Source organism: Calditrichia bacterium, assembly GCA_020634975.1.
Lineage (GTDB): Bacteria > Calditrichota > Calditrichia > RBG-13-44-9 > J075 > JACKAQ01.
This window is the reverse complement of record JACKAQ010000001.1, coordinates 2,531,402-2,554,158: the sequence shown is the minus strand read 5'-3', so window position 1 is coordinate 2,554,158 and position 22,757 is coordinate 2,531,402. Positions and strand designations below refer to the sequence as shown.

Annotated in this window: 20 protein-coding genes; 9 read left to right on the top strand and 11 right to left on the bottom strand. The window is 48.4% G+C overall.

What is annotated here, in order from left to right; translation table 11 throughout:
* The first annotated feature begins 12 nt into the window (after positions 1 to 12).
* The 3 genes from H6629_10275 (at position 13) to H6629_10265 (ending at position 1,964) form a co-directional block, all read left to right on the top strand.
* Positions 13 to 912, top strand: a complete 900-nt coding sequence (locus H6629_10275) for an ABC transporter ATP-binding protein (GenBank protein ID MCB9068180.1) — start codon at positions 13 to 15, stop codon at positions 910 to 912.
* Between the two features lie 191 nt (positions 913 to 1,103).
* Positions 1,104 to 1,742 carry an HAD family phosphatase gene (locus H6629_10270; GenBank protein MCB9068179.1) on the top strand — a complete coding sequence of 213 codons (639 nt, stop codon included), beginning with the start codon at positions 1,104 to 1,106 and terminating at the stop codon, positions 1,740 to 1,742.
* 15 nt (positions 1,743 to 1,757) lie between these two features.
* On the top strand, positions 1,758 to 1,964 hold the full coding sequence (locus H6629_10265) for a hypothetical protein (GenBank protein MCB9068178.1): 207 nt from the start codon (positions 1,758 to 1,760) through the stop codon (positions 1,962 to 1,964).
* A 56-nt stretch (positions 1,965 to 2,020) separates the two neighbouring features.
* On the opposite strand, the gene H6629_10260 is transcribed toward H6629_10265, so the two are convergent.
* Positions 2,021 to 3,226 (bottom strand): O-antigen ligase family protein, encoded by a 1,206-nt coding sequence (locus H6629_10260; protein ID MCB9068177.1) that lies wholly within the window; start codon positions 3,224 to 3,226, stop codon positions 2,021 to 2,023.
* Between the two features lie 191 nt (positions 3,227 to 3,417).
* On the opposite strand from H6629_10260, the gene H6629_10255 reads away from it, so the two are divergent.
* Positions 3,418 to 4,305, top strand: a complete 888-nt coding sequence (locus H6629_10255) for a pentapeptide repeat-containing protein (protein MCB9068176.1) — start codon at positions 3,418 to 3,420, stop codon at positions 4,303 to 4,305.
* Positions 4,306 to 4,374: 69 nt separating this feature from the next.
* The gene (locus H6629_10250; GenBank protein MCB9068175.1) at positions 4,375 to 4,725 is read left to right on the top strand and encodes a hypothetical protein; all 351 of its coding nucleotides are present in this window, start codon (positions 4,375 to 4,377) and stop codon (positions 4,723 to 4,725) included.
* A 3-nt stretch (positions 4,726 to 4,728) separates the two neighbouring features.
* Here the strand turns inward: H6629_10250 and rfaE1 are convergent, their stop codons facing one another.
* The 9 genes from rfaE1 to H6629_10205 form a co-directional block, all read right to left on the bottom strand.
* The gene (rfaE1, locus tag H6629_10245) at positions 4,729 to 5,715 is read right to left on the bottom strand and encodes a D-glycero-beta-D-manno-heptose-7-phosphate kinase (GenBank protein ID MCB9068174.1); all 987 of its coding nucleotides are present in this window, start codon (positions 5,713 to 5,715) and stop codon (positions 4,729 to 4,731) included.
* A gap of 4 nt (positions 5,716 to 5,719) precedes the next feature.
* On the bottom strand, positions 5,720 to 6,034 hold the full coding sequence (locus H6629_10240) for a hypothetical protein (GenBank protein ID MCB9068173.1): 315 nt from the start codon (positions 6,032 to 6,034) through the stop codon (positions 5,720 to 5,722).
* A 59-nt stretch (positions 6,035 to 6,093) separates the two neighbouring features.
* Positions 6,094 to 6,645 carry a thioredoxin family protein gene (locus H6629_10235; GenBank protein ID MCB9068172.1) on the bottom strand — a complete coding sequence of 184 codons (552 nt, stop codon included), beginning with the start codon at positions 6,643 to 6,645 and terminating at the stop codon, positions 6,094 to 6,096.
* A gap of 111 nt (positions 6,646 to 6,756) precedes the next feature.
* A complete protein-coding gene (locus tag H6629_10230; GenBank protein ID MCB9068171.1) occupies positions 6,757 to 7,686 on the bottom strand; it encodes a DUF4115 domain-containing protein in 930 nt (309 codons plus the stop codon).
* Between the two features lie 13 nt (positions 7,687 to 7,699).
* Positions 7,700 to 9,400 (bottom strand): single-stranded-DNA-specific exonuclease RecJ, encoded by a 1,701-nt coding sequence (gene recJ, locus H6629_10225; GenBank protein MCB9068170.1) that lies wholly within the window; start codon positions 9,398 to 9,400, stop codon positions 7,700 to 7,702.
* Between the two features lie 229 nt (positions 9,401 to 9,629).
* Complete coding sequence (trmB, locus tag H6629_10220; GenBank protein MCB9068169.1) at positions 9,630 to 10,574, bottom strand: tRNA (guanosine(46)-N7)-methyltransferase TrmB; 945 nt, start codon at positions 10,572 to 10,574, stop codon at positions 9,630 to 9,632.
* Positions 10,575 to 10,722: 148 nt separating this feature from the next.
* A complete protein-coding gene (locus H6629_10215; GenBank protein MCB9068168.1) occupies positions 10,723 to 11,766 on the bottom strand; it encodes an isoaspartyl peptidase/L-asparaginase in 1,044 nt (347 codons plus the stop codon).
* 138 nt (positions 11,767 to 11,904) lie between these two features.
* A complete protein-coding gene (locus H6629_10210; GenBank protein MCB9068167.1) occupies positions 11,905 to 13,839 on the bottom strand; it encodes a TRAP transporter fused permease subunit in 1,935 nt (644 codons plus the stop codon).
* Positions 13,836 to 15,854, bottom strand: coding sequence for a molybdopterin-dependent oxidoreductase (locus H6629_10205; protein ID MCB9068166.1), 2,019 nt, complete (start codon positions 15,852 to 15,854; stop codon positions 13,836 to 13,838). Before H6629_10205 ends, H6629_10210 begins: the two co-directional genes overlap by 4 nt.
* Before the next feature lie 313 nt (positions 15,855 to 16,167).
* On the opposite strand from H6629_10205, the gene H6629_10200 reads away from it, so the two are divergent.
* The 3 genes from H6629_10200 to H6629_10190 all read left to right on the top strand — a co-directional run bounded on the left by H6629_10200 (position 16,168) and on the right by H6629_10190 (position 20,306).
* Positions 16,168 to 18,309: a hypothetical protein gene (locus H6629_10200; GenBank protein MCB9068165.1), complete on the top strand. Its 2,142-nt coding sequence runs from the start codon at positions 16,168 to 16,170 to the stop codon at positions 18,307 to 18,309.
* 25 nt (positions 18,310 to 18,334) lie between these two features.
* Positions 18,335 to 19,621: a hypothetical protein gene (locus tag H6629_10195; GenBank protein MCB9068164.1), complete on the top strand. Its 1,287-nt coding sequence runs from the start codon at positions 18,335 to 18,337 to the stop codon at positions 19,619 to 19,621.
* Positions 19,622 to 19,826: 205 nt separating this feature from the next.
* A complete protein-coding gene (locus H6629_10190; protein ID MCB9068163.1) occupies positions 19,827 to 20,306 on the top strand; it encodes a metallophosphoesterase family protein in 480 nt (159 codons plus the stop codon).
* Positions 20,307 to 20,395: 89 nt separating this feature from the next.
* Here H6629_10190 and H6629_10185 read toward each other — a convergent pair whose 3' ends face one another.
* Positions 20,396 to 21,808, bottom strand: coding sequence for an aminotransferase class I/II-fold pyridoxal phosphate-dependent enzyme (locus H6629_10185; GenBank protein MCB9068162.1), 1,413 nt, complete (start codon positions 21,806 to 21,808; stop codon positions 20,396 to 20,398).
* Between the two features lie 80 nt (positions 21,809 to 21,888).
* On the opposite strand from H6629_10185, the gene H6629_10180 reads away from it, so the two are divergent.
* Positions 21,889 to 22,722, top strand: a complete 834-nt coding sequence (locus H6629_10180; GenBank protein ID MCB9068161.1) for a glutaminyl-peptide cyclotransferase — start codon at positions 21,889 to 21,891, stop codon at positions 22,720 to 22,722.
* Positions 22,723 to 22,757: the final 35 nt, after the last annotated feature.

Here is a 22,757-nt window from a genome sequence, read left to right as displayed (position 1 = left end):
AATGGAAGAACAATGGTATCTCCAATCATAAACATTCAGAATGTTAGCAAAAGCTATCGCAAAGGCGATCCGCCGGCACTGCGAAACGTTTCACTGACGATTGGCGAAGGCGATCGTGTGGGATTGGTTGGTGCCAACGGCTCCGGCAAAACCACGCTACTGCGTTTGATACTCAATTTTCTGCGACCAGATAGCGGTAGTATCCAAATTCTCGGCGAACGCGATGCTGAACAATCGCGCCAGCATCTTGGCTTTTTGCCCGAACGGCAATCGGGCATGGAAAATTTTACACCGCGCGAATTGCTAAAATTTTCCGCGCAAATGCACGGCATGCCGAAAGCGCTGGCCGCAACGCGAATTGAGGAATTGCTGGCGTTTGCCAACATCGCCAATGTCGGAAATGAGCTGCTCGCCGAGTTCTCCAAAGGTATGTGCCAACGGGTGCAGGTTTGCCTCGCGTTACTGCACCAGCCCAAAATTCTGCTGCTGGACGAACCAATGTCCGGACTCGATCCCTCCGGACAAAACGATTTGCGGGAAATTCTCGGCCGGCTGGAAAACATAACCTTTGTTTACGCATCGCACGATCTCGCCGAAATTGAGCGGTTTTGCACTTCTGTGGTTATCCTGCATCGCGGCGAATTGAAGGAGCAACTCAGCCTGAAAGCTATTCAGCAAGAAAATTACCAAATAACGTTGAATGCATCCGCGGAGCCGCAACTCACTGAATTTTCTGAATTTTCGTTCGAAATTCGCGAAAAAACGCCCGATACTATAGTAGTGGAGCTGGTCGCAGATTCACCTGTTTTTCAGGCATTCAGCAACCGGCTCAACGAAAAAGGTGTAACAATTAATCGCATCCGCTCACGCGGGATTTTGGAATCGCTGTACCAGCGGTATGTGAAACAGTGAACTTTTTATTGCCCGAAACGTATATTTAAGTGAAAATTGAAAAAAGAGCCGCGACACTATATGCTATTACTATTTTTTAATGTATATTTTTTCAAATGATAGCGGCATCACTACTAACGTATTTTCTGTCGCCTATTTTTAAGCGACAATAATTGAGAGAAGGGTTTTAAGGGCAACAGAGGAAGGAATTTATGCAGGCAATCTTATTCGATTTCGATGGCGTGATCGTTCGAAGTATGGAAGATCATTTCGAAGGTTGGCGGCGCACTCTGGCAGAATACGATATAGAGGTTCAACCGGAAGAAATTTACGTACTGGAAGGCTCGGGAGAAGAGGAGTTAGCGAACCAGTTTTCACGGAAATTCAATTTACCGTATTATGAAATCCCCAATATTATTGAACGCAATCGCTATCACCTCGATCAAATCAGCAATGAGGAAATTTACCACAACTTGCAGGATTTGCTCGACTGGATTGATGAAAAAGGAATGAAAACCGCGTTGGTAACCGGCACCAAACGCGAGCGCGTAATCGCAATTCTTGAAAAATTTAAATTGATGGATAAATTCATGGTCATCATTACGGCGGATGACGTAATGTTTTCCAAACCGGCGCCGGAGCCGTATCTGCTCGCCGCAGAATTGCTGGATGTTGAAGCGAGCGAATGTGTGGTTATCGAAAATGCACCGCTTGGCGTCATGAGTGCAAAAAATGCCGGGATGCGCTGCATCGCCCTAACCACTACGCTATCCAAAATGCATCTAAAGCAAGCGGACGTAATAGCCGATGATTTGGATGAAGCCCTGAATAGCTTGAAAAAAATGTATTAGAAAGGAAAAGCCAGCGTGCAAAACACCAACCTTTTTCACATACCGGAATTTATCGGCGGTGAGTGGACCCGCAAAGATTCCGAAGATCTGGTGATCCTTTATTTACGGGATTATTACGAAACTTTGGATGAATATTATCTGCGTGAGGCGCTGCAAATTGCTCAGGATGACGGTATCAATTTTGAAAAGATGATGCGCCATGTGCGCTTTTCGCTATCATAAATAGCTAATAAACAAATGTTTACTAAAGGCAGCTTATTCTTTTTGGCTGCCTTTTTTTATTGCTCAACAGATGCAGGTTCCACACTTGCCTGATAGCCTAGCACAGCAACCAACCACCAAAAAATATTATTTTCCAAATCCGTGTAATAGCATTGGAACAGCGCAGCAAATAGAATTCCGGCTATTGCCAGCATCGCCCCCGCAATAATTTGACGGTTTAACAATTCAGTTTGGGAATTAGAGAATCCTGTCCAACATTGCCGGAACCAAATCACCCACAGCCAAATCCAGCCCAGCAACGCCGGAATGCCGCTGTTTGCGGCAAGATTGAGATAATCGTTGTGCGCATGTGCAATCGTATCATAAAAACCAGGCACTTTGTAGGTTTCGAACAACTGCCGGAAAAATCCCGGACCAATGCCAAAAATTGGATGTGCTTTGATCATGTTCAGCGAAGTGAGCCATAAGTTAAATCGTGTTTCATTTTGTGCCGGATCAAAAATACTGGCAAAGCGGGTCCGGATTTCGGGGAAAAGCAATGCTGCAAAAATTCCGGCGATAATCGCAAAACCGCCCAACGGTAGCAGATATTTCCGGTCGATCATCAGTGCAGCCAATACGCTGATCAACCCGAATGCCAACCAGGTGCTACGGGCAAAAGTAGCAAAAATGCTCACCAGAATCACGATACACATCGCTGCATATTGGAATCTTCGCCGATCAAATCCCGGCTGTTTCAACAAAAACCCGAACGCGAGGGCAAATGCCATCAATTGATTTCCGGCAAAAGTGAGGTAAAAACTGTATCCTCCGGTGGCCCGGAAATAGTTGCCCATCTGCGCAAGATGTTTCCCCCGGAAAAATTCGATTCCCATAAAAAATTGGACAAAACCGTAGACTGCAACCAGCACCGCAGAAATCAGGAGGGTGTGAACCAACCCGGATTTATTGCTACTGAGCGAAATTGCCACATAAACAACCGGTACAGCAAGCAACACCCACTCATTCTGGAAAACGCTTTTTAATGACATGAGTGGCGCATCGCTGACAATCGCAGAGAGCAACAGAAGCACACCGTAAATCATCAACGGCATCCACAATTTCCCCAAAAAAACCGGGCGTTTTTTTTCAATAAAAACAGCATAGCCGGTAGCAAGAATCACCAATACGAGGGCAATTTGCATGGCAGCCAGCGACCACGGTGTTACTGCACAAAGCAGCAGCATCGTAAAATTGGGATAATTCATTTCGAGATTTTTCATATTCAAATGTTGTAAACAGTGTGCAAAGTGACAGTTGAGATCAAAAAATTTATCAATATAGCCAACTTTCGATAAAAGGGAAACCTTTTTTTCAGATTGTAGTTGTAATAAGTGGATTAATTTTTTATAATTGAGGTCTAAAATACTGTACATTGGGAAAATAGCGTCCATTCAAAAGGGGATCACACAATATGTCTTATCACAAATGTGCAATCGAAGGCTGTCCGTTCAAACCGATTTCGTTTACCCATTACTGCTGGCAGCATATTCCCGACAAACCTGCTTATCTCAAAAAGTTACGTGGACACATCGAAAGCTCCGTTGCGCCAGTTACGCTGGACAAAGTTGTAATGGAAGGTTTCGATTTATCCGGGCTGGATTTACGCAGCGCTTCGTTCACCGGTGCCGTTTTTATTGATGTAAATTTGGAAAATTCCAATTTGACGAACGCCAATTTTAAGCGGTGCTTTTTCCAGAACGTCAAATTTCATCATACAAAATTGATGCAATCCACTTTCAATGGCGCGATTATCGTCGATTCCGATTTTTTGGATGTCGATATGTCGCTGGTGGAAGGCAATTTGATGAAAGTTAAAAAATGCCGTTTCGAAAATCTCTATCTGAAATCTGCTGATTTAAAGAATACTTTCTGGAAAAATGTGGAAATTCGCGCAGCACAAATTATCGATGGCAATTTTATGATGAGCTATTTCGATAATTTAAGCGTGAATGACAGCAAACTGGACAACGCGCTGTGCTCCGGCAGCCAGATTTACAACTGCCATTTTGTTATGAGCGATCTTATTCAGGCAAATTTTATCGGCTGCATTATTGACGATACGGAATATAAGACCAGCCATCTGCGCAATTGCCGTTTTGCCACTGCAATTATCCGCAATACGCTGTTTGATAATTGCAAATTATCCAAACCGGTGATGCGCGAAACACAGGTTGTCGGCGGCAGTTTTGAACGCTGCACCATCACCAATCCGATTTTACAACGCGCCGTGCTTATTCACAACAACCTGAATCCGAACAAATTGGCAAACGCCAACACCGAGGGTTTGGTTGTCATGTAATTTGCACTTTATGATTGTGAATTCGAAAGCCATCTCTTACGGGATGGCTTTTTCTTTTTAGGATAAATTATGGACGCCATCATTTTTGTGTACAATGCAGATAGCGGTTTTTTCAACAAAGTGACTGATTATTTACACAAAACACTATCACCAAAAACCTACCAATGCCAACTGTGCGCCATCACCCACTCTCATAAAATGCACGATGAATGGCGGGCTTTTGTCGAAAACCTGCCGATTCCGGTGGAATTTTTGCATCGCGACGAGCTGATTTTGCGATACCAGATTTCCGATGTACAGCTTCCGGCAATATTTTCCCGCACTGCCGATCAGATGACCGTGCAGATTAGCGCTGCGCAAATCAACTCTGCCACATCGCTGGCAGCGCTTAAACAATTGGTGAATGACATTTTGGTGTGAAATTTACCGGAGCATCGCATTCGTCAGTTTTTCGATCGTAATTGGCACAGCACCAACTTCTTCGCAAACGGCACCAGCGGCAAAATTGGCCATCGACACCGCTTCGGAGATGGTTGCGCCGGCAGCCAACGCAGCCGTCAATGTGGCAATTACCGTATCGCCGGCACCGGAAACATCGGCAACCCGGCGTGCCCTCGTGCCTGTCAGTTCAACCTGCCCGTTTTGCTCAAAAAGCGCCATTCCCTGCGCACCCAGCGTTATCAACACATTTTCTGCGTTCAGCTTTGCGAGCAGCTTTGCACCGGCTTCGCGAATATCGACTTCACTATCCAGCCGCATTGCCAGCGCTTCTGCGGTTTCTTTTTTATTTGGCTTAAAAACGGTAACGTTTTGATACGCCAGAAAATTATCGAATTTTGGATCAACGGTTACGGTAACTTTTTTTCTGCTCGCCATTTCGACAACCGGCGCAATAATTTGCGGAATAAGTAAGCCTTTGTTATAATCTTCCAAAATGATCGCATCAATTTTATCCAATTGCGATTCCACAAATTGAATAATTTTTGCAGCTGTAACGTCAGAAATAGTGTGTGTTTTCTCGCGATCTACGCGTGCAATGTGCTGGTTGTTACCGATAATCCGGGTTTTGATGGTTGTCGGGCGGGACGCATCTTCAATTAACCCACCGATGGTAAGCTGTTGTTTTTCAAGCTTTTCGCGAAAGATATCACCCCATTTATCCGCACCGACGACGCCAACCATCACCGGTTCAACAGCCAGCCCGATCAAATTATTGGCGACGTTGGCGGCTCCGCCAAAACGCACATCTTCATCTTCGATGTTGATAATGGGCACCGGCGCTTCCGGTGAAATCCGGGTGACGTTTCCCCACAGATACCGGTCGATCATCAAATCGCCGATAACCATGATGCGTTTGGCAGCGCAGGCAGAGATAATTTCCGACAGCCGCGGCTCACTAATCGATGTCATTCCACTACCTTGAGGATGTTTTTTGGTCGGTTTTATTAACGGGTGTGTCCGGCCAGCGGTTATCAAAATATTTGAGCATCGGTTCTTTAATAAAGCTGGCCAGGACAATCACGAGTAACAGCGGAAACCCGGTGAGGTAAATTGCCCGGATAAAATCGGGAACCCAGGCATAATCAAAAAGGGGAACGACAATGATAATCACAAAACATAAAAAAATATAGTATTCGGAAAAACGCACAAATCGCCGGTAAAATGTCCGGGCTTTGCTCTCATGTTCTTCCGTATGCTCATGCTGGTCTGTTTGGATATTGGTTGTCAATTGAATTTTTCCACAGTTTTTATGAAACAAATCTGATTTTCAGTTATTCTATATGCCGTTCAATATCCGGCAATTTCAACAAAATCGAGCACAAAATTTTCCTGCATAGGGAATTCTACCAAACGTGCAAATTCTTCACCGTTTTGTTTGAGAATAAATGTTGGCACACGCTCAATCCCGTTTTCCAGCAGGCTTTCCGGCTCCGTTTTATCTCGATTGATAGCGATGAGCGTCAATTGGATATTCGGATTTTTTGCCTCACGAATTGCTCGCACAAAGGGTGGAACACCGTTTCTGGAATCTTCGCACCACGTTCCCAGATAGCAAACAACGTCGATCGGCTCATTGATTGCCTTTATTCGATCAATCAATGGCTGATCCAGCACAATTCCGGCATCTTCGGTCCGCCAGTTTTCAAAATAGTGCAAGATATCGTCATATGCCACGGTTCCGACGAGCATTTCTCGCCCGTTTTGGGTTTGTAATTTTGCCGTTGGCTGATATGTGGTAGTGGTTGTTTTCATTTCTTCGGTATTTGATTTAATAACTTTTCCGGCGCTACATCTCGCAAAAATGATTGACAGCAACATCAATAGCACAAGATTTTTCATTTCATTTCTCCATCCCATACAGAATATTGTCGCTCCAAAAGAAAACCTCCAAAGATAAGACATCCCGGAGGTTTTGGCAAATAATACCATCAATTTTAATGCTGCATTTAATTACTCGCCACTGTCTGGTACACGTGTGAGTCTTTTTTGCGAGATCCCTTGCGGCGTTAAGGTTAACCGGGCAACCTGGCTGCTATCGCCAATCACGCCGAGATTGTTACCATTCAGCAAAATTTCAAGTGCATCGGCACGACCGATAACCAGCTCGATCTGCGAATTCGCATTAATTGATCGGCTCAATCCGCCTTCGAGAATATAATCTGTTGTGTCGGCTTGGTCGCGTATTTCCTGAACCCAAACGCGATCCAGGCTGCGGATTTGTAAATTAACCGCGGAAGCGCTGTTGTTCTCAGATGTTTGCGAAGAAGATTGCGGATTACCGGCTACATTTCGGATATCCGAATTGACGCCTGTGGCTTCGCCGGGAAGCGTTGTCAAGCTATCCTCAAATTGCGCAGCCGGATTGGCAGAGCTATCCGTTGCAACCCGTTCCATCAATTCGCCAATACTGATCTCTTTGATATCCGGTGTCTGATTGGCATTTTCTGCAGCATAAAAACGATACACCAAAAATGAGCCGACAGCAAATATCAACACGATCAACACCGGCCAAAAGTAATTATTCACCCGGTCGAGATTTACTTCATCGAGAGTTTCTTTGACTGTGGTGGAAATTGGCTGGGTGGCAGCAGAAGCCGATTGCTTGCCTTCTGCCTGCTGTTTGGCTTCGTTGGACTCTGCGGGCGTAAGTTTTCCGGAAAGCAGTTCGTAATCGCGAACCACTTCATCGGGCTCTAGCCCGATTTCCCGCGCGTACCGGCGCAAATACATTAGTTCGTAAGCTTTCGGCAATTCCTGCATCCGGCCGTTTTCGATCGCTTGCAGATATTGCATTGGCAGCCGGGTTTTTTGATGAACAGCCTCCAGTGAGATGTTGTTTGCCTGGCGCTTTTTTTTCAGATTTTCGTAAAATTCTTTCAACGCTTTCAGGACCTCACTTGATATCTTTTAAACGCAGTTGTAATTCTTTACGTCCGTTCCAATAATTTTCCTCGACAACATACGCACAATCCAACACGCCTTTATTCGCGACAACGCGTTCGATCTGATCACCCAAATTAAAACCGATCGCATTCATTTTTACGCCATTTTGCTCAACGGACAATTTGAGGTGATTGCTGCCAACAACGCTGGCTTCGCCAACGACATTCAGGTTGCGCGATACAAAAACCGGTCGCAAATTGAGCGGCCCGAATGGACCCATCAATTTCAACAATCGCATTAATCGTTCGTCAAAATCTTTCAGCTCAACTTCGCAATCGACACGCATTCGCGGAATCAAATCATCATCGGTGATTTGCCGATCGGCAACGGCTTTAAATTTCTCCGCAAAAGCAGGAATGTTTTCCTGCTTGATGGTTAGTCCGGCAGCATATTTATGCCCGCCATATGCTTCGAGGAATTCGGAACACTCTTTAATCGCTTCATAAATGTTAAAATCAGCGATGCTCCGTGCCGAGGCTTTACCGATACCATCAACCACCGAAATCATCACCGTAGGACGATAATACCGCTCGACAATTCGCGATGCAACGATACCGATAACGCCAGGATGCCAGCCTTCTTTATATAAAACCATTGCCCGGTCTCGTTCCGGATCGAAGTGCGCTTCTGCAGTTTCCAGTGCTTCTTTGAATGTGTTTTCGTCCACGGAGCGACGGTTTTTGTTTTCCCGTTCCAGCTCACGGGCAAAAACCCGGGCGCGTTGCAGGCTGTTGGCGCACATCATTTGCACGGCTCGACGGGCATCGCCCATTCTGCCAACGGCATTTATACGCGGGGCAACCACAAAAACAATTAACCCGACAGTGATGTCCTTCCGGTCAACACCCGACGATTCCAGCAGCGCTTTTACGCCAAATCTGGGTCGATGGTTAATTAGCTGAAGTCCGTGGCTCACCAATATTCTGTTTTCATCAACCAGCGGCACAATATCTGCGCAACTGCCCAATGCGACAATATCCAGATATTCATCGAGTTCGGCTTCGTTCAATCCCAGGTGCTGATAAAGCCCCTGCATAAATTTGAAACCGACGCCGACACCGGCAAGCTCTTTAAATGGATAAGGACAATCCGGCCGTTTGGGGTCTAATACTGCAACGGCTGGCGGTAATTTGTCTCCGGGTTCATGGTGGTCGCAAATAATAACTTCAACGCCAATATCCCGGGCAAATTGTACTTCTTCTACAGCTGTAACACCACAGTCGATCGAGACGATCAATGAAATTCCCTGATCTGCAAACCGCTGGATCGCATCTTTGGATAAACCATATCCCTCACTGATACGATCCGGAATATAGTAGTTTACCCGCGTACCAACCATGCGGGACAACACCAGATACAACAGTGAACTGCCACAAACGCCATCCACGTCGTAATCGCCATACACCATAATTTTTTCCCCGTTTTCCAGGGCTTTGTGCAGGCGTTGGGTTGCCAGATCCATATCCAACATCAAAAACGGGTCGTGTAAACGATCCAAATTCGGGTTAAAATAGATCTTCGCTTTATCGAAACAATCTATGCCTCGTTTAAGCAAAATCCGGGCTAATACCGGGGGAATTCCAAGTTCTTTTGCAAGGTGATCGACCGCGACTTCGTCAACGTTCTGATCTATCACCCATCTGGATTCCATTCATGCGTTACCTTTCTCTCTAATTTTTTCAATTTTGCCATTTATTTTTCACTCTTAATTATTTTCTTTTTAATTATTTGATGATACGCGATTCCACAGAGTATCGCAAGTTTTTTTTTGTGTCCGACGCGAAATGAAGCAACGGCTGATACACAAATAAACCCTTCACAAAATTCGTTTAATTATCATTCGATAACCACTAGTTTAACGCCAGTTCGGCACCGGGAGTTCAATCGTTCAACTGTTTTCCAATGCCCCAGACAGCTGCTTTTACCGCCGGTGTGCGATACGGTTGAATTATTTTATCCAGCTTAACAATCCAGCGTTCGGATTTGTGGCGATAAATGCCAACCAAAATATTTTGTTGATAATCGCGATCTTTAGCGACAACATTTAGCAGATAGCTACCATTCAAAACATCTGTAAATACATCTTTTACCACATATAAAATATCGGAACCAGTGTAAGTGAACCCGACTAATTTTTCCACTTTTTGCGGAATATTGTTATCTTCGACAAAGGCGTGTGGCATTTCAGAATTCTCCAGTAATCTTGGCACGATAGCCGATTTATTTTTGATTGCAATAACGCGATAGCTGCTTCTGCCCAACTCCCGCCATTTGCGTTCGTATTTTGTTGTAACATCTCGTATCGGGTTAAGTTCAATTTCGGTTGTTGTGAAATTTGCCGATGCAGAAAATAATTCAAACGCATGTTCGGCGTACCATTGCTGATCGGTAACCAGTTCGTACGGGCAACCTGGCTTTAATGTCATCGCCAGAATATCGGCAAAATTTTCATCGAGCAAACGGCGTTTTTTGTGGCGATCTTTTGGCCATGGGTCAGGAAAATTCATCATCACATGCTCAATAGAATTATCCGGAAAGAGTTCGCGAATCCCGAACCGGGCATCTTCGTGCAGGGGAACCACGTTTGCTTTAGCCGACTGAGCAATCCGCTTGCAAACCCGTTCGATAGATTCCATCGAAAGTTCGAATCCCACCAGATTCCAGTCGGGCTTTTTGGTTGCCCAATCTACCAGAAATTCCCCATTTCCAAACCCGATTTCCACAGCAAGCGGGGCACTTCGGACAAATAAAGCGTCCCAATCTACCGGATAGTCAGGTAAACATTTGGCGTTGAGAGAATGGCTTAAATAGAATTGTTGTTCCATATTTCGAATTTGAAAAAAGCGCTTGACAAAGTTTTGAGAGACCGTTATATTGATCGTGACCTTACAAGGTCAAAACCTCCCTCCCAACTCCGCAGGGGACGTACCGTTCGTCCCCTGTTTTTTTGTACTCGCTTTTTTATCTAACCTTTTATTCTTTATAGATTTTGATCGTGTAATTTCCATTGCGGTCAACGTATCCGCGATACATGCCTGCCGTGTTGAATGGCATGGCAATATTGCCCTCGCGATCCAGCGAAATCACGCCGCCGGTTCCGCCCATTTTCGTCAATTTTTCCATGATAACAGCATCTGCTGCTTCATTCAAACTGATGTTTTTGTATTGCATCATTGCGGCGATATCATAGGCGACAACGCCCCGGATAAAATATTCGCCATGACCGGTGGCAGAAACTGCGCAGGTGGCATTATCCGCATACGTTCCGGCGCCGATTACCGGTGAATCGCCGATGCGCCCGTAGCGCTTGTTGGTCATTCCGCCGGTGGATGTCCCGGCTGCAAGGTTGCCCTCACGATCCAGCGCAACAACGCCAACAGTCCCGAATTTATGGTCGCTATCGTGATCTAGATGAATTTCCCGGTTGTGTCCGCTATCTTCCGCTTGTTTGATTTTTTGCAACTGCTGCCAACGCTCATCCGTGCGAAAATATTCGGGTGCGACCAATTCAATTTCATTTTCGCGGGCGAAATCTTCCGCGCCTTCGCCAACCAGAAAAACATGCGGAGAATTTATCATTACTTTTCGCGCGAGGCTTATCGGATTTTTGACGTGCGTTACCCGCGCAACCGCGCCAGCTTGCCGGGTTTTGCCATCCATAATTGAGGCATCCATTTCGTTGGTGCCTGCATTGGTAAATACAGCGCCTTTTCCCGCGTTAAACAACGGCGAATCTTCCATTGTGCGAATGGTTGCCTCAACTGCGTCCAGACTGCTGCCACCTTTTTGCAAAATGGCGTAACCCGTTTCCAACGCAAATTGGAGCGCATCACGATATGCCCGTTCTTTTTCCGGCGTCATTTTCGATTTCAAAATGGTGCCGGCACCACCGTGAATGGCAATCGCAATCGGTTTTTCTGTTGATTGTTGCGGCAACTTCTTTTTTGCCATTTCTGCTCCGGTAAGTACACACGTAATAAATATCACCAAAGTCAATATTTTAATTGATAAAGGCATTACAGTCCCCGTCACGTTGTAAAAAATGCAATCCATTTGAAAGGATAATATAACAATTTTAGAGAAAAAATCGTCAGCAAACAGAAAATTTAATGGCGAAAAACGCAGAATATGCACAAAGCGGAATAACTCATTTTCTCAACCGGTAGGCTGGTTACGATACTTGCGAAAATTCACAACTGCGGCGGCAATCGTAACAGTCAGAGCGCCGAGTTGTGCCCAACCATCTGCAAAATCTTCCGGCGTCAGCAACAACAGCAGGCTGGCAATCAAGCCGATAAATCGGGTTGAAAACCTGAGCCGCGTAAATCCAAAACCAACAATTGCTGCAGCTAACGCAATAATCCCGGTCAACGAAAAAAGGAGTTGGGTGATCACATGCAGCCAATCTGCGAAATTATCGAAATCGTTCATCAGCAGCAGTTCCGGACGAAGCACAAAAGCAAACGGTAGCGCAAATCCCACCAAAGAAAAGCGGAAAGCCGCCAATCCGGTTGCCATAATTCCCGATCGCGCAATTGCCGCTGCGGTATATGCGGCCAGCGCCACAGGCGGGGTTACCATAGACATCATCCCGAAATAAAAAATGAACAAATGCGCCGCCAAAGGCACCACGCCAAGCTCGCCGAGCACCGGGCCAACGAGCGTCGCCATCAGCAAATAGCACACCGCCGAGGGCAAACCCATTCCCAAAATAATGGTGGAAATCATCAGCAAAATGAGGGCAAGCAAGCGGTTATCCTGCGCCAGCGGCAAAATGGCAGCGGGCAATTTGCTGCCGATTCCCGTGAGCGTCACCACGCCGAGAATAATGCCCACACATGCGGCGGCAGCAACCAGCGCCACACCACTTTGGGCAGCTTCGACGGCGGCAGCCACTATTTTTTTTGGCGAAAGCCGGGTGGCAGGCCTTAACGCACCCACCAAAACAATCACCAATAAACTGAGGCTAACAGCCCGGAACGGGGTGAATCCGACAACAAGCAACACAATTAAAGCAACAAACGCCGCCGCGAAAACCACGCCGGGAAATCGCGAACCGGCATTTTTCGGGGCATCCGGCACATCTGTTACGCCCTGCTTTTTGGCCTGCAGGTGCACGATAAACAGCAACGCCACATAATACAGCACAGCCGGTAAAATTGCTGCGCGGATAATTTGCAAATACGTTACCGGCGGATCGATAATTTCCAGCATCATGTATGCGCCGGCGCCCATAATTGGCGGAACGAGCGCGCCGCCGGAGCTGGCTGCGGCTTCCACGCCACCGGCAATTTCCGGGCGAAAACCGGCACTGCGCATCAACGGGATAGTGAAAGTACCAGTGGTTGCCGTGTTTGCAACCGCACTGCCGGACAGCGATCCCATCAGCCCGCTGCTAAGCACTGCAACTTTTGCCGGACCACCGGCGCTGCCCCGAAAAACTCGCCGGGCAAAATTGATCACAAAATCTGTTGCGCCGGTTTGGCTCAGCAGCGTGCCGAATAGCACAAACAAAAAAACGTAAGTGAACATCACTCGCAGCGCCACGCCAAAAACGCCCTGACTGTGCAAAAACGTTTGGCTGACGATGCGCTGCCAATCGTATCCGCGATGCGGGAAAAACCAATCCGGCATGAGGGGACCAAACGCGGCATACAGCAAAAATATGCCGGCCAATAGCGGCAACGTGAAACCGATTGCCCGCCACGCGGCGATCAACACAATCAGCAATCCGGCAAGCCCGATCCAGAAATCCGGGGCTTGCTCCAAACCCGCGCGATCTCCCAGCGATCTTCCGCCGAGCCAAAATTCGCCGAAAAACGGCTCATTTTGCACAACCACAAAGCCAAAAGTGATCGCGGTTGCGAGCAAAACGCCGCCCATCAGCCATTTTTGCCAGCGCTTTTTAACCGGCAGTTTTTGGAGAAAAACCAGCGCAAGACCGAGCAGTGAAAAAATCGCCAGATCGCCCTGCGGCGTGAGCATCGGATAATTCACTTCGGCGAGCACAAAAATGCAGAGCAGCACAGCCAGCCAGCGATAAACAGGCGCAAAAAAACCGGATTCGGAAAGGCGTGAAATTTGGCTCATACGGGCATTTTCAGTTTGGCGATTTCTACTCGGGCATCGTTAAAACATGCACCGCCGCCGACAACGTTGGTTGTTTGCGGACAAAGCGTTGTCGATGTTGCATGATTGATCGCCGATTTTCGCCACGCGCCTTTGGGCATGGAAACGACACCGGAACGCACGGCAGCGCTGATTTCCGCGTGGCAGTGCACTTCACCGAGTTCGTTAAAAACCCGGACGGCATCGCCATTGACTATGTCGCGTGCGGCGGCATCGTCGGGATGAATAGTCACAAATAATGTCGGGTAATTGAATTCGCCGAGGCTGCTGGAAATCATTTTGTTATTTGCCGGACTGATGAGCGCCAGCGGATGCGCATCGCTGCGAACCGGCTGATAGCGAAACGGCGCATCGCCCAGCGCGGGTGGCAACAGCTGGATTTTGCCGTCTGCTGTTCGCGGAAAAACGTTGCCGAATTGCACCGGATTTCCGCCATCGAAATCGACAGTTTGAATTTTCCCCTGCCGGAAAACCGGGGTTTGGCCGGGCTTTCCGTTGAATTTCAACCCGGCAGCAACTTTTTCGAACCAGATTTGCGAATCCCATTGAAACGGGAGATCGTCGAAACCGAGCGCCCGGCCTAACGCCGCAAAAACCGCTTCATTCGGCAGCGCTTCGCCGCAGGCGGGAATCACCGGCTGGACACCACCGGCAGCGTACGCGCCGTACGCCCGTTTGATTTCCCACTGTTCCAGAAATGTAACCGCCGGCAAAACGATATCCGCGAGCAGCGCTGTATCGGTCATCACCTGTTCGTGAACAACGGTAAACAGATCGTCGCGCAGCAATCCGCGAATCACTGATTGCTGATCCGGCACGGTGGCAACCGGATTACAATTGTAAACAAACAACGCTTTGGCGGGCGGATCGAGCTGTGAATCATTCAGCAATTCGCCAAGTTTGGTTTGGTTGAATTCGCGGGAATGCCATTCGAAATCACCCAAAATTTTCGCTTTATCCAATTTAAACGCGCCGCTGTTGCTGAGGGTGTATCCGCCGCCGGGAATGCCAAATTTACCGAGCAATGCGGGCATCCCCAAAATTGCGGCGACTGCCTGCCCGCCGTTGGCGTTCCGCTCCACGCCCCAACCGCAGCGCAGCAACGCGGGTGTGCTTTCGGCATATTTTTGGGCGAGCAACTGCAATTTTTCTGGCGATATACCGGCGGTTTTTGCCGCTTTTTCCGGCGACCATTCGGCGGCGGCATCGAGCAGCGGTTGGGCATTTACGGCGTTTTTGTTGATAAAATCGGCGTCGAGCAGATTATTTTTTTGCCAAAAATGAATTATGCCGAGCGCCAGCGGCAAATCTGCACCGGGAAGCACCGGAATGTGCAAATCAATTTCACTGTCCGAAAAATTGTTGCGGGGATCAACCGATGCGATAAACGCGCCGTTTTTTCGCGCTTGCCGCAAATACGGCATCAAATGAATGTGCGACACTTTGGGATTAACGCCCCACAGCAAAATGAATGTCGCTTTCGGGAAATCGTCAAACGCAACGCCGGGCATTTTGCCATACATTTCCATCGCGATGGCGGTTGTCGGCGCGGCGCACAACGTTTTCACACAGCGCGAAGCCCCGATTTTTGCGAAAAAATAGTGATCGAGCAGTTCATCGCCGAGCAACCCGTTGCTACCGCCGTAGTGATACGGAAGAATCGCTTCGCCGCCCCATTTTTCGCGGATTGCGGAAAATCGCTCTGCAATTTCGGCGATGGCCGCTTCCCAACTGATGCGTTCGAATTTTCCGTCACCCTTGGCACCAGTGCGGCGCAAGGGATGCAACACGCGATCCCGGTGATACACCCTTCGCGCAAATCGCGATACTTTGGTGCAAATAAACCCGTTGGTGTTCGGGTGACCGTTTTCTGCACCGGCGATCCGGGAAATTTTTCCGTCGCGAACGGTGATTTCCAGTGCGCAGGTGTCCGGGCAATCCATTGTGCAGGTGGTGTTGAACCGCTGTTCTGACATTTGATTATCCTCAAATCCGGGTTGTAAATATTTTTTTGAACTACGCTACTTCAACGGAAAGCTGCTGCGAATGTTGCAATAACGGGGTTTTCGAAGGTGGTAATTTAAGCGTGTCTGCCGGTTTTTTCAAGCGATTTGCCGTGGGTGATTTAAAAATCGAAATAAAATGTAAAGTTTTTATACATCGCACGCGATAAGAGAATATAGCAAGGGCAACTGCTAAAACGTTAGAAAAGCAGTTGGCGCTCCGTTCTAAACGGTGGAACGGCATAAATAATTCAGGGAAGAATGACAAATTCAGGGAGGAAGGACAATGAGGCGCACACCGCCCAACAAGCTGTCCACTGCGACAGGGTCCCACCGGTTATTTTCACCAAAATGGTTAATGCTGGCAATTTTGCTGGTGTTCGGTTGCGATCTTTCCGTAAAAGATCCGGTTTTGCCAACGTGGAGCGTTGAACTGAACGTGCCCATCGGCAACGAAACGTTCAAACTGCGAGAGATCGTTAACGATTCAACGATTGTTGTGCAGGGCGCAGATTCCGCACTGTTTCTCTCGTTTGACGGCGATTTGGAATCGATCGAAATTTCGGCAGCGGATTTCAACGCCGGCGCGGTCGATACAACGCACTCATTTGAGCTGGGTAACTTAAAGCTCAACAATCTGGAAGCGCTGAAATCCGGGCAAATTACCCTGGGATCGTTTTTCCCGGAACTTGCCAATCTGGTTTCTGGCGGACAAACCATTCCGTTCAGCATTTCGGACACTACTTTCGATCCGGCGCCATCGCGATTGAATTCCAACGATTTTGTCGGATTCCGGGTGACGGATGGCCAGCTGCGCCTCCGGTTTACCAACACAATGCCAATCCCGGTCGGACCGAACCCATCGCAGCCGAACGGTTTCGAAGTGAGCGTTACCGACAGTTTTGGCACTGAGCTGGTTACGTTTTTGATTGACGAAGTCGTCACCACCGGCAACACAGTAGAACGCGTTGCAGAGTTGAACAGCGATATCTGGATTTATGCACCGTTGCATCTCGATTTTGTGTTGCCGATTGCGGAGCCCACCGCGTTTCAACTGAGCAGCCAAACGCTGAATGAATCCGGCGTTGAGCTGGATGTGGTGTTGGAACAAATGGAAGTGGACGAAGCCATAGCCCGCATCGAGCAACAGGAAACCACCGAACGCGGCGGTTTTCAACTGGACGACCGCGCCAGTTTGAGCGAAGCGGTTATCGAAAGCGGACGCATTCAACTGGATTTTCTGAATCAGACGAATGTGGATATGCAATTGGAATATCGCATGCCCAACATTATCACCACTTCGGGCTTGCCTTACAGCGGCGTGATGGATGTGCCGCAAAACGGCACCGCATTGCTGGATGTTCCGCTCAATAATATGCGACTGGCTAACCCGGATAATCCCGGCGAATACATCGATAGCATTTTTACCGAATATCGCATTATCACCGATCCGACTGCGAATATCGTGCATCTCCGCGCAACAGATAAAGTGAGCATCGGCGTGCAAATCGATTCTATCATTTTCCAATCGATGCGTGGATATCTGGAAAATCAGGTATTCGAAATCGAGCCGTACGAAGAAACGGATGTGATGGATTACGAAGATATTCCTGACAACATCCGGCTGGAAAATGTGAATTTCATGCTCAAACTCTCCAACGAATTTTACATCGAAGATATGACATTTGACCTGACCATCGTCGGGTATCACGAGAAAAACGGTGTGGTGACAGACTCCGCACGGCTGGAATTGGTGAATCAGCAAATCGAACCGGGCTATCCGGGAAATCCGGGAATTTCCTACATTTCCGTTCCGGGCGATGTTGCAGCGGATTTTCTGAATGTGCTGCCGACGCGCATCCGCACCTACGGGCAAGCCGTGGGCAATGGCGCAGTGGAAATCAACCAAAACAGCCTGATTACCGGCAATTACAGTTTTTCCACGCCCTTCCGTTTGCGGATTGAAGGCGACGCGCTATACACCGGCGATGTGAACGAATTGACGGATGACGACATCGATCAGGATATCCGCGATGCGTCCGACGAAAATCTGGAACAGGCGGAGCTTTCGCTGAACGTGCTAAACGGAACGCCGCTGAGCGGCAGCATCCGGCTGGTTGTCAGCGCAGACCCGCAGCACACGGATATTTACGATTCAACCTATTTCAATGCCGCGTTGGAATTTACCAAAACGATTGCACTTTCGCCGGCAACGGTCAACAGCACCACCGGATATGTGGACACGCCGCAGCAAAGCCAGGTTTTCCTTTCGCTGACGCAGGATGAATTCCGCATCTTCAAAAATACGCCGGTAAATGTGGGTTTTGAGCTGCGGCTGGACGACACGGGAGAAACTGTCGCGCTGCGCGCCAGCGATTTTGTGACCGTTTCCGGTTTGGCTCAGGTTAAAGTTGTCATCAAAGATTGACGGGGATCAAAGGAGGATTTACGAAATGAAAATAAATAAATTGATATGGATTTCACTATTTTTGACGCTCTCGGCGTCGATGTTCGCCCAACAGGTGATCGACGCGCGAGGTGCGGGAATGGCCTTCAGCAACGCCGCAGATACGCGCGGGCTGGAGCAGGTCGGCGCAAATCCGGCTACGCTGGCGTTGCATCATGCGTTTAATTTCGAATTTAACCTGCTTTCCGGCAGCGTAGGACTTTCGAATAACGGGTTGAGCAAAGGGCTGTATAACCAATATTTCACCACCGGCGACTCGCTGAGCAGCAGCGATAAATCCAATATTCTCAATTCGATACCGAACAGCGGATTGCAAGGCAACTTCTCCGCAAAGCTGAATACGTTTGCGCTATACATGCCCAAATTCAGCCTGTCGCTAACGGGAATGGGCAACGGTTATTTTAATCTTCCCCGGGAGATCGCTGAAATCGGGCTTTACGGCAACGCCGATCTCGGGCGGACATATGATTTTTCCAGCGCAGCTGGCACCGGTTGGGGCGGCGCGGCATTATCGCTTGGGTTAGGTTTCCCTGTTAAATTCTTGCGCGGCGGCATGTTCGATTTTGCAGCCATCGGGATGACAGCAAAATATATTATTGGATTGCAATATGCGGAAGTGACAAGCGCAGAGGGATATTTCCAAAATCTGAGCGCCGATAATCCGACCACTGATTTTAACGGCATGCTGGAAATGCGCCAGGCCAGCGGCGGCTCCGGCTTCGGTTACGACATTGGTTTGGTGATGCAATCAAACCAAAAACTGACCATCAGCGCAGCGGTGCTGAATGCGTTTGGCAGCGTAAACTGGCAATCCGGCACGGAAATTCACCAATATTCTGTGGAAGCAGATAATTTTGCCATCAATTCCAACACCTTCGATGACGACAACGACAGCGTTCTGGTTTCGGAAGATACCTCGTTTGTCACCGGCAGCTTCAGCACACGGCTGCCCGCAGTGCTGGATTTTGGTGTCAGCTATCGCCTCACCAAAAAACTGATGTTTTCCAGTGAATTTGAACAGGGTTTGTCATCCAGCATGGGTGTGCTGAAATATTCCCGTTTTGCCATCGGATCGGAATTTACAGGTGTGCCGCTATTACCGCTGCGTGCCGGTGTTTCCTTTGGCGGACAGCAGGGATTTTCCACCGCTTTTGGCGTCGGGCTCAACCTGAAATACTGGTTTGTGGATCTAGGATTTGTTAATCACGGCGGTTTCTCCGGCAGCAACACCCGGGGTTACACGCTGGCAGCCACTACCCGTTTCCGCTTTTAAAAATTTAAACTCTGTAGAGTAGCGGGATCTGGTTTCACCGCAAGCGTTTCCCTTGTCTCGCACTCTACATCCAATTTGTATGCACTTCCTGCTGCAATTGTCCTCACCTGAAAGCCCTTCCAAAAGAAGGGCTTTTTTTATTTTGAATGTAATTTTGCCATTAAAAATATTAATTTTCGCAACTGTTACAGCTTAGGGAGAGTTGATGCCTTTATCAAAAATTGGCTGTATTTCCGATACACACGGGTTGCTGCGCCCACAGGCGATCGCAGCACTGGAAGGCAGCGACATTATTTTACACGCCGGTGATGTTGGCGTTGCTAAAATTTTGGATAGTTTGCAAAAAATTGCGCCGGTGTACGCCGTTCGCGGAAACGTGGATTACGGTGAGGGATTATCAAATTTGCCAATTACCGAAGTCGTTGAATTTGCCAAACAGCATTTTTACATGATCCACATTCTGGATGATTTGGATATCGATCCAGCGGCAGCGGGAATGGAAATGGTAATTTATGGGCATTCGCACATTCCGTCCATCGAGGAGCGCAACGGCGTGATATTTTTGAATCCCGGCAGCGCCGGACGGCGGCGATTCGATTTGCCGGTTACCGTGGCGCAAATTCTCATTCGCGATGGCAAGCTGGAACCGGTGATCATCGATTTGCAAACCATGCAACCGCTGTAAAATTGTTGTTGCCACAGAAATTGTTGAGAGCCACAAATCGATATCAGCACAAAAAACATAAATTCTCTGTGTTTTTGTGACTGATAAAATTATAATTCGCGGCTGATTTCCCGAATTAACTGCCACGCTTTTTCCACATGCCGCTGTTCCACATTCGTTTGCCCGATCACCATTCGCAACGTGTATTTTCCGTTCAATTTTGTGTGAGTGAGATACACCTCACCCGTCGCGTTCAATTTCTCCAAAAATGTTGAATTTAATTGATTTAGCGCCTCAATTTCGTTCACCTTTTGGGGATGAAAACGGAAGCAGACAGTGTTCAGTGGCGCGGGTGCGAGCAGCTCAAAATCATCTGAATTTTCGATCCATTTCACAAATTCCTGTGCCAAACGGATGTGCTCGCGAATTTTCGCCTGCAATCCGCGCACGCCGTAGGTGCGAATCACAAACCACAACTTCAGGGCACGAAAACGCCTGCCCAGCGCAATGCCCCAATCGCGGTAATTGTTCACCTGATTATCTTCGCTGGTTTTCAAATATTCCGGCAAAATTTCAAAGGTTTGGATGAGCGCACCTTTGTCTTTCACAAAATAGGCGCTGCAATCGAAATTGGTGAACATCCATTTGTGCGGATTGAAAACGAACGTATCCGCCAGCTCGATGCCGTCGATCATCCCGCGGCATTCCGGCAGCAGCAGCGCGGTTCCGGCAAATGCCGCATCCACATGCAGCCAGATGCTGTTCTCTCTGCAAATTTCCCCAATTTTCCGGAGCGGATCGATCGCGGTCGAACCGGTTGTTCCGATGGAGGCAACCACACACAGCGGCTGCAATCCGGCGGCTTTGTCCGTTGCGATGGCTTCGGCGAGCGCATCCGTTCGCATCGCGAATGCATCGTCCACCGGAATTTTTCGCAAAAAATCGCTGCCGATACCGGCGATTTTCACTGCTTTGTCGATCGATGAATGGGTTTGCTCCGAGCAGTACACCACAAATTTTTCCCCGGAAAATCCGCGCTGGTTTACCGCAAATCTGGAATGCTGCTCGCGGGCAGTCAAAATGCTGCACAGCGTTGCAGACGACGCGGTATCCTGAATGACGCCGTGCCAGTTTTCCGGCAAGCCGGTCATTTGCTGCAACCAGTGCATCATCCGTTCTTCCAGCTCTGCGGCGGCGGGCGAGGTTTGCCAGATCATGCACTGCGCACCGAGCGTTGCGGTGAGCATTTCCGCCAGCACGGATGGCGGACTGCTGTTCGCCGGAAAATAGGCGTGGAAATTGGGATGTTGCCAGTGCGTCATTCCCGGCACAATGATGTGCTGAAAATCCGCCATTATCTGCGAAAACGGCTGCGGCGCATCCGGCGGATTTTCCGGCAGTTGCGCGATAATTTCACCCGGCGTAACCGGCGATTTCACCGGAAACGACTCGATGTTTTCCAGAAAATCGGCCATCCAGTCCACCAGTTCGTGGGCATGTTTTCGAAAATTGGATGTGTTCATCATTGCGGTTGCTTTGAATGTGGAAAATTTGGATATTAAATGACGTGCAGCTATCGCTTCGTCAATCATGAATTACTGAATTGAAAAAAAGGAATATCCCGATTAATCTGCGAAAATACAACATCAAAGGCATATGGACACTTTGGATTTTGCTGCTGTTTTTGCTCCATTCCTGTAGCGAAAATTCCCCGACAACGCCCGGCGGCGGCGACAATAATCCGCCTGAAGAAATCCCGGTGGTGCAGCCGGAAATTGTGGCGACATATCCGCACGACAGCGGATCGTTCACTCAGGGGTTGCTGTTTCACGAGGGATTTTTGTTCGAGGGCAGCGGGCGATACGGCATCTCCACTTTTCGCAAAGTTGCACCGGAAACCGGCGAGGTGCTGCACAGCGATACGCTGCCGAATCAATATTTCGGCGAGGGGTTGGCGCTGAAAAACGGGCGGTTTGTGCAACTTACCTGGCAATCGCGGGTAGCGTTTATTTACGATGCAACTTCGCTGGCGCAGGTGGACACCTTCCGGTACGGCACGGAAGGCTGGGGGCTAACAGCCAACGATGATCATTTTATAATGAGCGACGGTTCATCGACCATCTATTTTCGAGATGACAATTTCAAACTTGTGCGCACCATTTCCGTCACCCGCGATGGCGAAGCGGTCAGCTCGCTGAACGAGCTGGAATTTGCCAACGAATTGATTTACGCCAACGTTTGGCGGCGCGATTATTTCCTGGAAATTTCGCCGGCAACCGGCAAAGCAACCCGGGTGATCGACTGCTCGGAACTGGTTGCCATCGAGCAGCAAACCAATCCGGAGCACGTGCTGAACGGCATTGCCTGGCGCGCCGCTTCCGGCACGTTTTTCGTAACCGGCAAAAACTGGGAGCGCATGTTCGAAGTAATATTTTAATTGCATTTATCGACAACAAAAACAACGGTTTATGA